General features: G+C 70.9%; 10 protein-coding genes. 3 read left to right on the top strand and 7 right to left on the bottom strand.

Annotated elements, in window-relative coordinates; genetic code table 11:
- Positions 1–87 precede the first annotated feature (87 nt).
- A complete protein-coding gene (locus Pma05_RS31210; RefSeq protein WP_203861086.1) occupies positions 88–1,323 on the top strand; it encodes an acyl-CoA dehydrogenase family protein in 1,236 nt (411 codons plus the stop codon).
- A gap of 80 nt (positions 1,324–1,403) precedes the next feature.
- Here the strand turns inward: Pma05_RS31210 and Pma05_RS31205 are convergent, their stop codons facing one another.
- The 6 genes from Pma05_RS31205 to Pma05_RS31180 all read right to left on the bottom strand — a co-directional run bounded on the left by Pma05_RS31205 (position 1,404) and on the right by Pma05_RS31180 (position 8,403).
- Positions 1,404–2,447, bottom strand: coding sequence for a LacI family DNA-binding transcriptional regulator (locus Pma05_RS31205; protein ID WP_203861085.1), 1,044 nt, complete (start codon positions 2,445–2,447; stop codon positions 1,404–1,406).
- A gap of 174 nt (positions 2,448–2,621) precedes the next feature.
- A complete protein-coding gene (locus Pma05_RS31200) occupies positions 2,622–4,055 on the bottom strand; it encodes a GH1 family beta-glucosidase (protein WP_203861084.1) in 1,434 nt (477 codons plus the stop codon).
- On the bottom strand, positions 4,052–4,927 hold the full coding sequence (locus Pma05_RS31195) for a carbohydrate ABC transporter permease (RefSeq protein ID WP_203861124.1): 876 nt from the start codon (positions 4,925–4,927) through the stop codon (positions 4,052–4,054). The genes Pma05_RS31200 and Pma05_RS31195 overlap by 4 nt, the downstream gene beginning before the upstream one ends.
- Before the next feature lie 26 nt (positions 4,928–4,953).
- Positions 4,954–5,937 (bottom strand): carbohydrate ABC transporter permease, encoded by a 984-nt coding sequence (locus Pma05_RS31190; protein ID WP_203861083.1) that lies wholly within the window; start codon positions 5,935–5,937, stop codon positions 4,954–4,956.
- A 133-nt stretch (positions 5,938–6,070) separates the two neighbouring features.
- A complete protein-coding gene (locus Pma05_RS31185) occupies positions 6,071–7,381 on the bottom strand; it encodes an extracellular solute-binding protein (protein ID WP_203861082.1) in 1,311 nt (436 codons plus the stop codon).
- 476 nt (positions 7,382–7,857) lie between these two features.
- Positions 7,858–8,403 (bottom strand): plasmid pRiA4b ORF-3 family protein, encoded by a 546-nt coding sequence (locus Pma05_RS31180; protein WP_203861081.1) that lies wholly within the window; start codon positions 8,401–8,403, stop codon positions 7,858–7,860.
- 149 nt (positions 8,404–8,552) lie between these two features.
- Between Pma05_RS31180 and Pma05_RS31175 the strand changes: the two genes are divergently transcribed.
- A complete protein-coding gene (locus Pma05_RS31175) occupies positions 8,553–9,296 on the top strand; it encodes a pyrimidine reductase family protein (RefSeq protein WP_203861080.1) in 744 nt (247 codons plus the stop codon).
- A gap of 46 nt (positions 9,297–9,342) precedes the next feature.
- Here Pma05_RS31175 and Pma05_RS31170 read toward each other — a convergent pair whose 3' ends face one another.
- Positions 9,343–10,824 carry a glycerophosphodiester phosphodiesterase gene (locus Pma05_RS31170; protein WP_239313450.1) on the bottom strand — a complete coding sequence of 494 codons (1,482 nt, stop codon included), beginning with the start codon at positions 10,822–10,824 and terminating at the stop codon, positions 9,343–9,345.
- A 236-nt stretch (positions 10,825–11,060) separates the two neighbouring features.
- On the opposite strand from Pma05_RS31170, the gene Pma05_RS31165 reads away from it, so the two are divergent.
- Positions 11,061–12,818, top strand: a complete 1,758-nt coding sequence (locus Pma05_RS31165) for an ATP-binding protein (protein WP_203861079.1) — start codon at positions 11,061–11,063, stop codon at positions 12,816–12,818.
- The last annotated feature ends 12 nt before the right edge of the window (positions 12,819–12,830 follow it).

Below are 12,830 nucleotides of genomic sequence, written 5' to 3'. Positions count from 1 at the left end.
CGGACCGTGAGACGAGCTGGACACCCGTCCTGACCGAGGGAAAGGCACACCGGAAACCACCCCGAGCTGAACTGCCGAGGAGCATCGATGGACTTCGGGTTCGACGCGCGCACCGCCGAGTTGCACGAGGCGCTGCACGACTTCCTGACCGACCGGATCCTGCCCGCCGAGCCGGTCCACGCCGAGCAGGTCGCCGCCGCGGCCGATCCGGCGACCGCGGCGGGACCGTGGAGCCGGCCGCCAATCATGGCGGAGCTCAAGGCCGAGGCCCGGCGCCGGGGCCTGTGGAACCTCTTCCTGCCCCATCCCGAGTACGGCCCCGGCCTCACCAACCTCCAGTACGCCCCGCTCGCCGAGCTGACCGGCCGCAGCCCGCACCTGGCCCCGGAGGCGCTCAACTGCGCCGCCCCGGACACCGGCAACATGGAGCTGCTGGCCGACTTCGGCAGCCCGGCACAGCGGGAGCGCTGGCTGCGCCCGCTGCTCGACGGTGAGCTGCGCTCGGCGTTCTGCATGACCGAGCCGGAGGTGGCCTCCTCGGACGCCACCAACATCGCCACGAGGATCGAACGCGACGGCGACGAGTACGTGGTCACCGGGCGGAAGTGGTGGTCGACCGGGGCGATGGACCCGCGCTGCGGGATCTTCGTGGTGATGGGCAAGACCGATCCGGGGGCGCCCCGGCACCGGCAGCAGAGCATGGTGCTGGTGCCCCGGGACACCCCGGGCGTGACGGTGCGGCGCGGCCTGACCGTCTTCGGCTACTCCGACGGCGCGCACGGCGGGCACGCCGAGGTGAGCTTCGACGGCGTACGGGTGCCGGCGGACCATCTGATCGGCAAGCCCGGTGACGGCTTCGCCATCGCACAGGCGCGGCTCGGTCCGGGCCGGATCCACCACTGCATGCGCCTGGTCGGGATGGCCGAACGCGCCCTCGAACTGCTCTGCCGGCGGGCGGCCGGGCGGGTCGCGTTCGGCCGGCCGCTGGCCGAGCAGGGTGTGGTGCAGGAGTGGATCGCCGAGTCCCGGGTGCGGATCGAGCAGGCCCGGCTGCTGGTGCTGAAGACCGCCTGGCTGATGGACACGGTCGGCAACAAGGGCGCGCACGCCGAGATCCAGGCGATCAAGATCGTGACTCCGGCGATGGCCGAGTGGGTGCTCGACAAGGCGATCCAGGCGCACGGCGGGGCCGGGGTCAGCCAGGACACGCCGCTGGCCGCGCTCTGGGCCGGTGCTCGTACGCTCCGGCTGGCGGACGGCCCGGACGAGGTGCACCGGGCCGCGCTGGCCCGCCGCGAACTGCGCCGCTGGACGGGCGACTGAGGCATCCGCTTCCGGTGTTTGCGCTCCCGGGCCGGCCCAAGGTGCGGCCGGGCCCGCAGCCCGGCCGGGTCGACCGGCCGTCAGGCGGAGGTGCGGTGCACCAGGTGGGTGTCGAGCAGCACGTACGGCACCTCGCGCTCCTCCCGCCGGATCCGCGAGACGAGCAGCCGGGCCATCTGCCGCCCCATCTCCTCCATCGGCTGGAAGACGGTGGTCAGCGGCGGCTCGGTCTGCCGGGCGATCGGGGCGTCCTCGAAGCCCACCACGGCCACGTCCTCGGGCACCCGCCGGCCGGCCTCGCGCAGCGCCCGCAACGCGCCGCAGGCCATCAGGTCGGAGGCGACGAAGACCGCGTCGAGATCGGGGCAACCGTCCAACAGCCGGCGCATCGCCGCCGCGCCACTGGTCTCGCTGAAGTCGCCGTACGCGATCATGGTGTCGCTGACCTGCCCGCCGCTGTCCCGTACCGCCTGCTGGTAGCCGGCCAGCCGGGCCACGCCGACGCCCATGTCCTGCGGGCCGGCGATGGTCGCCACCCGCTTGCGGCCCTGCCCGACCAGGTGTTCGACCGCCTGCCGGGCGCCTCCGGCGTTGTCCACGTCGACGAAGTACGCCCCGGACGGGTCGCCGAGCATCCGGGCCGGCCGTCCGCCGAGCACGGTCGGCAGCCCGCGCTGCTCCAGCAGGGTGGGCAGCGGGTCCGCGTCGTGCAGCGAGAGCAGGAGTACGCCGTCCACGTGCTGGTTGGTCAGATGGTGCTCGACCCGTTCCCGCTCGGCCGGCGACTGTGCCATCGCCAGCCAGAGCTGCATCGGGGTCTCCAGCAGCGCGGAACTGATCCCGCGCACGATGCCGGCGAAGAACGGCTCGCCGAAGACCCGCTCCTCCGACTCGGAGACCACCAGGGCCACCGAGTCGGTCCGCTGGGTGACCAGGGCCCGGGCCGCCCGGTTCGGCACGTAGCCCAGCTCGGCGATGGCCCGCTGCACCGCCGCCCGGGCCTCGGGGCTCACCTGGGGTGAACCGTTGACGACGCGGGACACGGTGCCCCGCCCCACTCCGGCGCGGGCGGCGACCGCGTCCAGGGTGGGCCGCCCGAGCGAGCGGGTGCGCTGGGTTGTCATCGTCTGTCCCTCCGACGTCGGATGTCCGGCACCGACCCCGTGCGGGCCGGTGCCGGGCACCCCCAATACTGGCTGACCACGCCTATTGAACCCTCTTCGACCTGGACAGCGCCTCGCCGGCGCCCCGACCTTCACCCGGGGGCACGACGACCGCCAGCGGAGGTCGAAGAAGGTTCATTGTGCGGCCAGACCGTTACGTCGGATCACGTCGGCATACCACCTGGCGCTGGACTTGGGGATCCGGCGCTGGCTGTCGTAGTCGACGTAGACCATGCCGAAGCGCTTGGTGTAGCCCCACGCCCACTCGTAGTTGTCAAGCAGTGACCAGGCGAAATAGCCCCTCAGCGGTACCCCGGAGGCGATCGCCGAGTGGCAGGCCCGCAGGTGCGCGTCGAAGTAGCCGAGCCGGTCGGCGTCGTCGACCCGGCCGTCCACCACCTCGTCGACGAAGGCGGAGCCGTTCTCGGTGATGTAGAGCGGCAGGTCCGGATATTCCCGGTGCACCCGCTCCAGGGTCTCGACCAGCCCGGGGGCGTCGATCTCCCAGTTCATGTCGGTCACCGGCACACCCCGGGTGACGAACCGGACCTGCTCGCTGCCGGGCCAGCTCGACTGGGCCCGCCAGTACGGCTCCGGCTCGACCCCCTCGACCGGGGCCGCGACCACGTGCCGGCTGTAGTAGTTGATGCCGAGGAACGACATCGGGGTGGAGACGATCTCCAGGTCACCGTCCTGGACGTGGCCGAAGTCGGTCACCGGGGCCAGGTCGGCGACCACGTCGGCCGGGTAGCTGCCGCGCAGCACCGGGTCCAGGAAGATCCGGTTGGCCAGCCCGTCGATCCGGCGGGCCGCGTCGGCGTCGCCGGCCGAGGAGGTCTGCGGGGAGACCGCGTACAGGTTGAGGGTCACCCCGACCTCGGCGTCCGGCCGGGCCGCCTGGATGGCCCGGGTGGCCAGGCCGTGCCCGAGCATCAGGTGGTGCGCCGCCCGGACCGCCTCGCCCGGATTGGTACGCCCCGGCGCGTGCACCCCGGAGCCGTAGCCGAGGAAGGCCGAGCACCACGGCTCGTTGAGGGTGATCCAGTGCCGGACCCGGTCGCCGAGGGCCGCGACGGTCAGCTCGGCGTACTCGGCGAACCGGGCGGCGGTGTCCCGGTTGGGCCACCCGCCGGCGTCCTCGATCGCCTGCGGCAGGTCCCAGTGGTAGAGCGTGATCCACGGCTCGATGCCGTGCTCCAGCAGCTCGTCGGTCAGCCGCCGGTAGAAGTCCAGCCCGGCCTGGTTGCCCGGGCCGTGCCCGTCCGGCTGGATCCGGGGCCAGGCCACCGACAGCCGGTACGCCTTCAGCCCCAGCTCGGCCATCAGCTTCACGTCGTCCGGGTACCGGTGGTAGTGGTCGCAGGCGACGTCCCCGGTGTGCCCGTGCAGGACCCGGCCCGGGGTGTGGCTGAAGGTGTCCCAGATCGACGCGCTTCGACCGCCCTCGTGCACCGCACCCTCGATCTGGTACGCCGCGGTGGCCGCGCCCCAGACGAAGCCGGGGGGAAAGGTTGCGCCCTCACCCTCCTCGAGCAGTTGCGTGGACTGTGGGCTCGCGGAGTTGCTCACGACTTGACGGCGCCTTCCATGATGCCGCCGATGATCTGGCGGCCGAAGATGATGAACACGATCAGCAGCGGCAGGGTCGCCAGCGCGGTACCGGCGAACAGAGCTACATAATCCGTCTGGTACAGGCCGGACGAAAGGATCTTCAACGAGTACTGCACGGTCGGCGTGTCGGGAGTGAGCACGACGAACGGCCAGAGGAACTCGTTCCAGGTCTGCATGAACGTCAGCAGCCCGAGTACGGCCGCCGCCGGGCGCAGCGCCGGCAGCACCACGTTCCAGTAGACCCGCCAGGTGGAGCAGCCGTCGAGCCGGGCCGCCTCGATCAGCTCGTCGCTGATCGCCGACATCGCGTACTGGCGCATCATGAAGACCCCGAAGCCCTGGACCAGGAACGGCACGATGACCGCCTGGAGGGTGCCGGTCCAGCCCAGCTCCACCATCATCAGGTAGAGCGGGATGATGCCGAGCTGGGTCGGGACCATCATGGTCAGGATGATCACCAGCAGCAGCGCGTTGCTGCCCCGGAACTTGAGCTTCGCGAAGGCGAAGCCGGCCAGGGTGGAGAAGAAGATCACCGAGATGGTCACCACGGAGGAGACCACGGCCGAGTTGACCAGGCCGTAGAGGAACGCGGCGTCCTCGTTGGCCAGCATCCGGTCGATGTTCTCGAACAGCTTGCCGCCCGGGGTCGGCGGCATCTCGTAGACCGCGCTGTTGTCCCGGGAGGCGATGATGAACGACCAGACGATCGGGAAGACCGAGAGCACCGAGCCGATCACCAGCGCGAGGTAGGTCAGCGGGCTGGCCTGCCAGAGCCGGGCCCCGGGTGCTGCCCGGCGGCGTCGGCGGGACGGCGGTGGCGTGGGAGTCACGGTACGGGGCAGGGTCTGCGTGGTGGTCACTTCTGCTCCCCCTTGACCGAGCGGCGGACCATCGCGAAGTTGATCAGCGCGAAGATGACGATCATCAGGAAGAGCAGCCAGGACATCGCGGCGCCGGACCCGTACTCGAAGTTGCCGGTGAAGGTCCGCTCGTAGATGTACATCGCCAGCGTCTGGAACTCGTTCGATGCGCCGCCGCGGATCAGCCCGTAGCCGTACATCAGGGGCTCGGTGAAGATCTGTAGACCGCCGATGGTGGAGATGATGATCGTGAAGAGGATGGTCGGCCGGATCAGCGGGACCGTGATCTTCCAGAACTGCCGCCAGGTGGAGGCGCCGTCCAGGGACGCCGACTCGTAGAGGTCCCGGGGGATGGCCTGCATCGCACCGAGGTAGATCAGCGCGTTGTAGCCGGTCCACCGCCAGTCGACCATGAAGGCGACCGCGAACCACGAGGCGTACCGGTTGTCCCGCCAGGCGATCGGGTCGACGCCGACGGTGCCGAGCAGCCAGTTCACCAGGCCGTACCGGTCGGCGAAGATCAACGCGAAGATGATGCCGACCGCGGCCACCGAGGTGATGTTGGGGATCAGGATCCCCATCCGGAACAGGGTACGGGCCCGCATCTGCCGGTTCAGCAGGTTGGCGATCATCAGCGCCACCACGAGCTGCGGCACGGTGCTGAGCACGAACATGCCGAAGGTGTTGTACGCGGCGTTCCAGAACTGGGAGTCGTCCAGCAGGACCCGGTAGTTCTCCAGCCCGACGAACTCCTTGCTGCCGCTGAGCAGGTCGTACTCGAAGAGCGAGACGTAGACCGTGTAGAGGACCGGGAAGAGGCCGAAGACCCCGAAGAGCAGGAAGAACGGGGCGACGTAGAGGTACGGCGAGTACTTGATGTCCCAGCGCCCGAGGCGGTACGACCGCCGGCGGTGCGGCTGTTCCGGGGTGGGTGGCGTGGCAGCGTGCCGTACTGGTGCCGCGCCGACAGCAGAGCTCATTGCGGGGTCCTTCCGGGGAGGTGGACCGGCCGGTGACCTCGCGGCGGTGCCCACACCCTGTGCTGCGGGTGTGGGCACCGCCGCCGGCCCACGGGCACTCCTCACCCGGGGGCGCGGCAGGTCACCGGTCGACCTAGCTGGTCAGCTTCTTGGCCTCGGCCATCGCCTTCTTCCAGGCGGCGTCCGAACTGAGCTGGCCGCGCTCGGCCGCCTGCATCTGCGGCTCGACCACCGTCTCCCAGATCTGCTGGTGCTTGGCGCCGAGGAAGACCGGCTTCATGTTCTTGACGCTCTCGCCGAAGATCTGGCCGGTGGGTGCGCCGCTGAAGTAGTCGCTCTTCTTGTCCTTGAACGCCGGGTCCTCGATGCCGGCGATGTCGGACGGCATCGCACCGGCCTCCTTGAACGCCGCCAGGTGGCCCTCCTTGCTGGTCAGGTACTTGGCCAGCAGGTACGCCTCCTTCGGGTGCTTGGTCTGGGCCGGCACCGCCAGGTAGGAGCCACCCCAGTTGCCGCCACCGCCGGGGATCTTGGCGATGTCCCACTTGCCGGAGTTCCCCGGGCCGGACTTGGGGGCGATGACGCCCTCGGTCATCCACGCCGGGCAGGGGAGGGTGGCGAACGCCGAGTTCTTGAAGGCGGCGTCCCAGTCGGCGCTCCAGCGCTGTGCCTTGGCGGTCAGCCCGTCGGTGGCCATCTGGAGGCCCATGTCCCAGGTCTGCTTGACGACCGGGTTGGTCTCGCCGATGAACTTGTTCTCCTTGTCGAAGAAGAACGTCTCGGAGTTCTGCATCACGTACGGCTGCATCAGGCTGGTCGCGCTGTCCAGCCAGGCGGCCTTGGCCTTACCGCTGGCCTTGAACTCCTTGCCCAGCGCGATGTAGTCCTGCCAGGTGCTGATCCGCTTCGACACCTCTTCACGGTCGGTCGGCAGGCCGGCCTGCTGGAAGAGGTCCTTGCGGTAGCACATGGCCAGGCCGCCGACGTCGGTGCCGAGCCCGATCAGCTTCTGGCCGTCCGGGGTCAGGGCGTTGTTCCACTTCCACTCGGGGAAGCTGGACTTCAGCTCGGTCGCCCCGAGTTCCAGCAGGTTGGCGAACTTGTCGTGGTTCTGCACGTACCCCAGCAGCACGCCCTCTTCGAGCCCGACCACGTCGCCGGCACCGCTGCCCGCGGCGAGCCACTGCACCAGCTTCGGCTGGAAGTCCCGCAGCTCGCCCATCTTCTGGTGCTCGACCTTGATGGTGGGGTTGGCGGCCTCGAAGTCCTTGATCGCCTGGTCGTAACCGAAGTTCGAGAAGGTCTGTAGGACCAGCTTGACCTCTCCCCCTTCGCCGCTGGATCCCTCGTTGTCGCTCTTACTGCACGCCGTGCTGCCGAGAGCCACGCCCGCGGCGAGCGCGGCGACCGCGACGGTGCGGAGCCGGCGCCTGATGACGCTCATCCCTGACCCCTCTCAGGTGGGTAACTCGTGTTGTGGTGGTGGCGGAGATTCGTGTGTCGACGGTGCTGCTGGTGCTGGTGTCCTCTGGCATTTCCGGTGTCGCCGAGGTGCGTATGTCCGCCCGCCGACGGCGCCGGGCGGGTGGCCCGACGCCGCGCGATGGGGATTCGGTTCGACGCCGCGTCAGCGGTCGAGTGGCCTCGGCCACAAACCGCCGGGAGCGCTCCCATGAGATTGCCGGCGCGTTTCGAGGGTGTCAATGGTCATCTGGGAGCGTTCCCATTTCGTTACCGTCGGCGCTGGGTCACTCACCCGCAAAGCGGGGCGTTATCCCCGAGGTAACGGCCGGGCCGACCTCCGGGCCACCGCCCGACGGGCGGGCAGCATGCGGACGCCGGTGCAGGCGCGGGTACGACCGCCGTACCCGCCGCACACGGCGCCACTCCACAGTGGCCAGCGGCCGGGGCGTACCCGGGTCAGCTCAGCCAGCGGGCCAGGGTGCTCGCCCGGCCCGGGTCGAAAGTCGACGGATCGAAGGACCGGCCGAGCCAGGAACGCAACGTCTCGTGCTCCGGGTGCGCCGGGTCGGCCATCGCGGCGAGGAACTGCCGGTAGCCGTACGGGCCGCCGACGTCCTCCGGCGGGCAGGCTCCGTCACCGGCGGAACAGACCGGGTAGCGCTCGTCGGGATCGGCGCCGAAGACGTCCTCGACGGTCACGTCGTGTTCCCACCAGTCGCCGAAGTCGTAGGTGTAGAGGAACCGACCGCCCTTGGTCGCCACCGCGTCCAGCCGGGTGTCCAACTCGTCGCGGAGCGTCAACTCCCCCTCGGGATCCGGTACGCCGTACTGCATCCCGTCGATATCGAACGAGTGCAGGTGGCAGTTCTGCCAGCCCAGTACGGACTGGAACACCCGGTGCACCCGGTCCAGGGTGTAGCCGCCCGGCACCTGCACCCGCCGCCAGACCGGCGGTGTGACGTCGGCGAGCGACACCTTGAGCTGGAAGATCTGACGGCGCATCGTCTCCCACCCTCTCGGCATAGGCTTACCGGCATGATCTGCCGAGCCTGCCGGGACGACAGGCACGACGACTGCCGGGGCCGCAACTGGTGCGACTGCCAGCACCGTACCCCCGGACCCGTCCCTCCGGTCACCGGTCCGGCCAGCGAATGACCGGTAATGTCGGAATAACCCGGCTGTGGCCTGCCCCGGCGACGGCACCCCTGGACGAGTCGGCGCTGATCACGCTCTATCCGCGTCTCGACCAGCCCCACCTGCGGATGAACTTCGTCGCCAGCATCGACGGGGCGGTGGAGCTGGACGGCCACTCCGCCGGGCTCTCCAGCCCGCCGGACAAGCGGGTCTTCGGGCTGCTGCGGATGGTCTGCGACGCGCTGCTGGTCGGCGCCGGCACGCTGCGGAACGAGGCGTACCGGGCGCTGCGGCTGGACGAGCGGCGCCGGGCCTGGCGGCGGGAGCACGGGCTGACCGAGTACCCGACCCTGGTGGTGGTCTCCCGGGCGCTGAACCTCGACCCGGAGTCGGCGGCTTTCGCGGACGCCCCGGTCCGGCCGGTGGTGCTCACCTCCGCGCGGGCCGAGGCGCCGGCCGGGCTCGCCGAGGTCGCCGAGCTGCTGCGCTGCGGCGAGGAGCAGGTCGACCTGGCCACCGGCCTGGCCGACCTGCACCGCCGGGGGCACGGCCAACTGCTCAGCGAGGGCGGGCCGCACCTGTTCGGCTCGCTGACCGCCGCCGGCCTGGTCGACGAGGTCTGCCTGACGGTGGCGCCGATGCTGACCGGTCCGGGCGCCGGGCGGATCACCGCCGGGCCGACCAGCACGCCGCACGGGATGTCGCTGCGGCACGTCCTCGCCGCCGGGGACGAGCTGCTGCTCCGGTACGCCCGCGCCTAATCGCCCGAGGGCGGTGCCCCGGCTCCCGGGGCACCGCCGCGCACCACTACCCCTGGGCGGCGTTCCAGCCGACGAGTTCGGCCGGGCGGTTGGTGATGATCCCGTCCACGCCCAGGTCGTCGAGCTGCCGCCAGCCGGCCGGGGTGTCCACCGTCCAGACCATCAGCGCGATCCCGGCCCGGTGCAGGTCGCCGACGATCGCCGGCCGGCTGAGCAGGGCCGCCGAGGAGGGGTTGTAGGTGGCCAGCCCGAGTTCGGTGGAGATCGCCACCGGGTCGGCGTCCAGGGTGCTGCGGAGCAGCCCGAGCGGCAGCTCCGGGGCGAGTTCCCGGGTGTACCGCAGCACGTCGACCTCGAAGCTCTGCACGAGTACCCGGTCGGTCATCTGCTGCTCGCGGACGATCGCGACGATCCGGGAGACCTCGGCCCGGGTGTGTGCGCCCTTGATCTCCAGGACCAGCCGGCCACCCCGGGTACGCAGGTCCGCCAACTGCTCGGCCAGGGTCGGCATCCGGGTGCCGGCGTAGTGCGGGGCGAACCAGGAGCCCGCGTCGAGCGTCTTGAGCCGGGCGCTGGTCAGCGAGCGGATCGCGCCGGTGCCGTCGGTGGTGCGGTCCACGGTCGCGTCGTGCAGCACGAACGGCACGCCGTCGCTGCTCGGCTGCACGTCGTTCTCGATCCAGTCGGCGCCGCCGCGCCGGGCGATCTCCTGGGCGACCAGGGTGTTCTCCGGGGCCGCCGCCGAAGCACCCCGGTGGGCGATCACCGCGACCGGGCTGCCCGGCGGTCGGAGCAGGGCGCTCGGGGCCAGCTCGGTGATCCGGACATCGTCGAAGGAGACGGTGGCGCCGTTGACGAAGAGCGCCTGGCCGGCCGTACCGGAGCGGCGCAGACTGCTGGTCCGGAGGATCTCCCGGCCGTCGAAGGACCACCGGGCCTGGCTGCCGTGCACCTCGATGGCGACCCGGACGTCCCGGCCGGTACCGGCGGCGGTCGGCGCGGCGGCGGTCTCCGTCACGTTCCAGGCGTCGCCGGTGGTGCGTTCGGCGAACTCCAGCCCGTTGGCGGCGGTGCTGCCGCTGCGCATGGTGGCGATCCACCACGGGGTCGCCCCGGTCGCCGGTACGTCGAGGCCGAGCGCGGCCCAGCGGGTGCTCGCGGTCACGGACTCGAAGCGTACGGTCGCCTCGAAGCGGAAGTGCGCCAGGTACGTACCAAAAGTGATCTTGTTGTTCTGGCTGGAGCTGGCCGAGGTGCCGTAGAGCCGGCCGTTCTGCACCCGCCAGGTGCCGTCGACCGCGCGCCAGCCGGCCGGCAGCGCGCTGCCGTCGAAGTTCTCCGAGACGTGCACCCGGCCCGGCTCGGCACCGGCCGGAGCGGGCTCGGCGGTGGCGGCGGCTCCGGCGCCGACGGCGGCGGCCACCAGCAGGGCGGCCACGAAGACCGGAGTACGCCGGCTCCGCCGGGTGTCGCGTCCCGCCGGTGCCGGCGTGTTGCCCCTGACCGGGGGCGGATTGAGGGTCATCATGGCCCGAGAGGGTAGCCGGGCACCGGGAGCGGACCGGCAAGATCTGGTTAATGTGCCGCAAAGCAGCCGTGTACGACCGACTGCGGGACGAACCCGGCGGCTTCCCTGAGTGTCACCGCCGCGCCGCGTGGCACGGTGTCGTACTAGTGAGGCAGGATGCGACTCGTGTGTCTTGACCAGATTCTCACCATGACCGGGACGGCACCGACCGGGGCAATACCGACCGGAGTGGCGCGGTGACCGACAGCCCACCGGAGGATCCGGGCGCGGCGGTCGGCCGGGTGCTGGGCACCGCCGACGCCACCCCGTTGCAGTTCTGGACGGCGGTCACCCCGGGCAGCTACCTCCAGCTCGACGACGTGGTGGTGACCCGGCGCGAACTGCCCGACCGGGAGCCGGTCACCATCGCCGGGGTGGTCACCCAGGTCCGGGCCCGACACGAGGGGGCGCAGTTCGACTCCGACGTCTTCGCCATCGCCGACGGCACCCTGCCGGCGATGGTGCAGGAGGCGGCCGAGATCACCACCACCCGGGTCGACCCGGAGTTCTACGTGCCACCCTCCCCCGGCGCGGTCGTCTACCGGGCCGAGGGCGAGGCCCGGTCGGCGGCACTGCACTTCGACCGGATGGAACGCCGGGTGCCGATGGGGATCGGCCGGGACGGCGTACCGGTCTTCCTCAACGCCGACTTCCTGGACGGCTCGCGCGGGGCACACGTATCGATCTCCGGCATCTCCGGGGTGGCCACCAAGACCAGCTTCGCCACCTTCCTGCTCTACTCGGTGTTCCGCTCCGGAGTGCTCGGCGGCGACGCCGTGAACGCCAAGGCACTGATCTTCAACGTCAAGGGCGAGGACCTGCTTTTCCTCGACCACCCGAACAGCCGGCTCGACGCGGCCACCACCGAGACGTACGCGAAGCTGGGGCTGGATGCCGGGGCGTTCCCGGACGTCCGGGTCTACGCCCCGCCCCGGCCCGGCGACTCCTCCGGCACCCCCGACGTGAGCAGCCGGCTCACCGGGGTCGACAGCTTCTACTGGACGCTTACCGAGTTCTGCGCCGACCGGCTGCTGCCGTACGTCTTCGCCGACGCCGACGACGAGCGCCAGCAATACACCATGGTGGTGCACTCGGTCGCCGCCCACCTGGCCCGGTACGCCCAGCCCGCCGACGGTGGCGTCAGCGTCGACGGGACACGGATCAACTCCTACCCCGACCTGGTGGACCACATCGTCGAGCAGCTCACCGACGACGAGACCCGGTCGGAGTGGGCCGGCAGCGCGGTCAACATGGGCACCGTCAACGCCTTCGCCCGGCGGCTGATCGGCAGCAAGAAGGACCTGGCCCGGCTCATCCGGGGCGACCTCGCCACCCGCCGGCCGCACAGCGTGAACACCGCCGAGAGCGCCCAGGTGACCGTGGTCGACCTGCACAACCTGCCGGACCGGGCCCAGCGGTTCGTGGTCGGGGTGACCCTGAAGACCGAGTTCGAGCGCAAGGAGAAGGCCGGCACCGCCAAGCCACTGCTCTTCGTCGTACTCGACGAGCTGAACAAGTACGCACCCCGGGAGGGGTCCTCGCCGATCAAGGAGGTGCTGCTGGACATCGCCGAGCGGGGGCGCTCGCTCGGGGTGATCCTGATCGGGGCGCAGCAGACCGCCAGCGAGGTGGAGCGGCGGATCGTCACCAACTCGGCGATCCGGGTGGTCGGCCGGCTCGACCCGGCCGAGGCGTCCCGCCCGGAGTACGGCTTCCTGCCCGCCGCGCAGCGGCAGCGGGCGCTGCTGGCCAAGCCGGGCACGATGTTCGTCAACCAGCCGGACATCCCGGTGCCGCTCTGCCTGGACTTCCCGTTCCCGGCCTGGGCGACCCGGGTCTCCGAGGCCGGCGCCGCACCGACCGGGACGCTCCGCTCGATCACCCAGGCCGCCGACCCGTTCGCGGTGGTCGGCACCCGGTCGGGCGTGCTCTCCGACGACGACATCCCCTTCTAAGGTTCCTGTGAG

The organism is Plantactinospora mayteni, from assembly GCF_016862935.1.
In the GTDB taxonomy this organism is placed as follows: Bacteria; Actinomycetota; Actinomycetes; order Mycobacteriales; family Micromonosporaceae; genus Plantactinospora; species Plantactinospora mayteni.
This window is presented reverse-complemented; position numbering and strand designations above follow the sequence as displayed.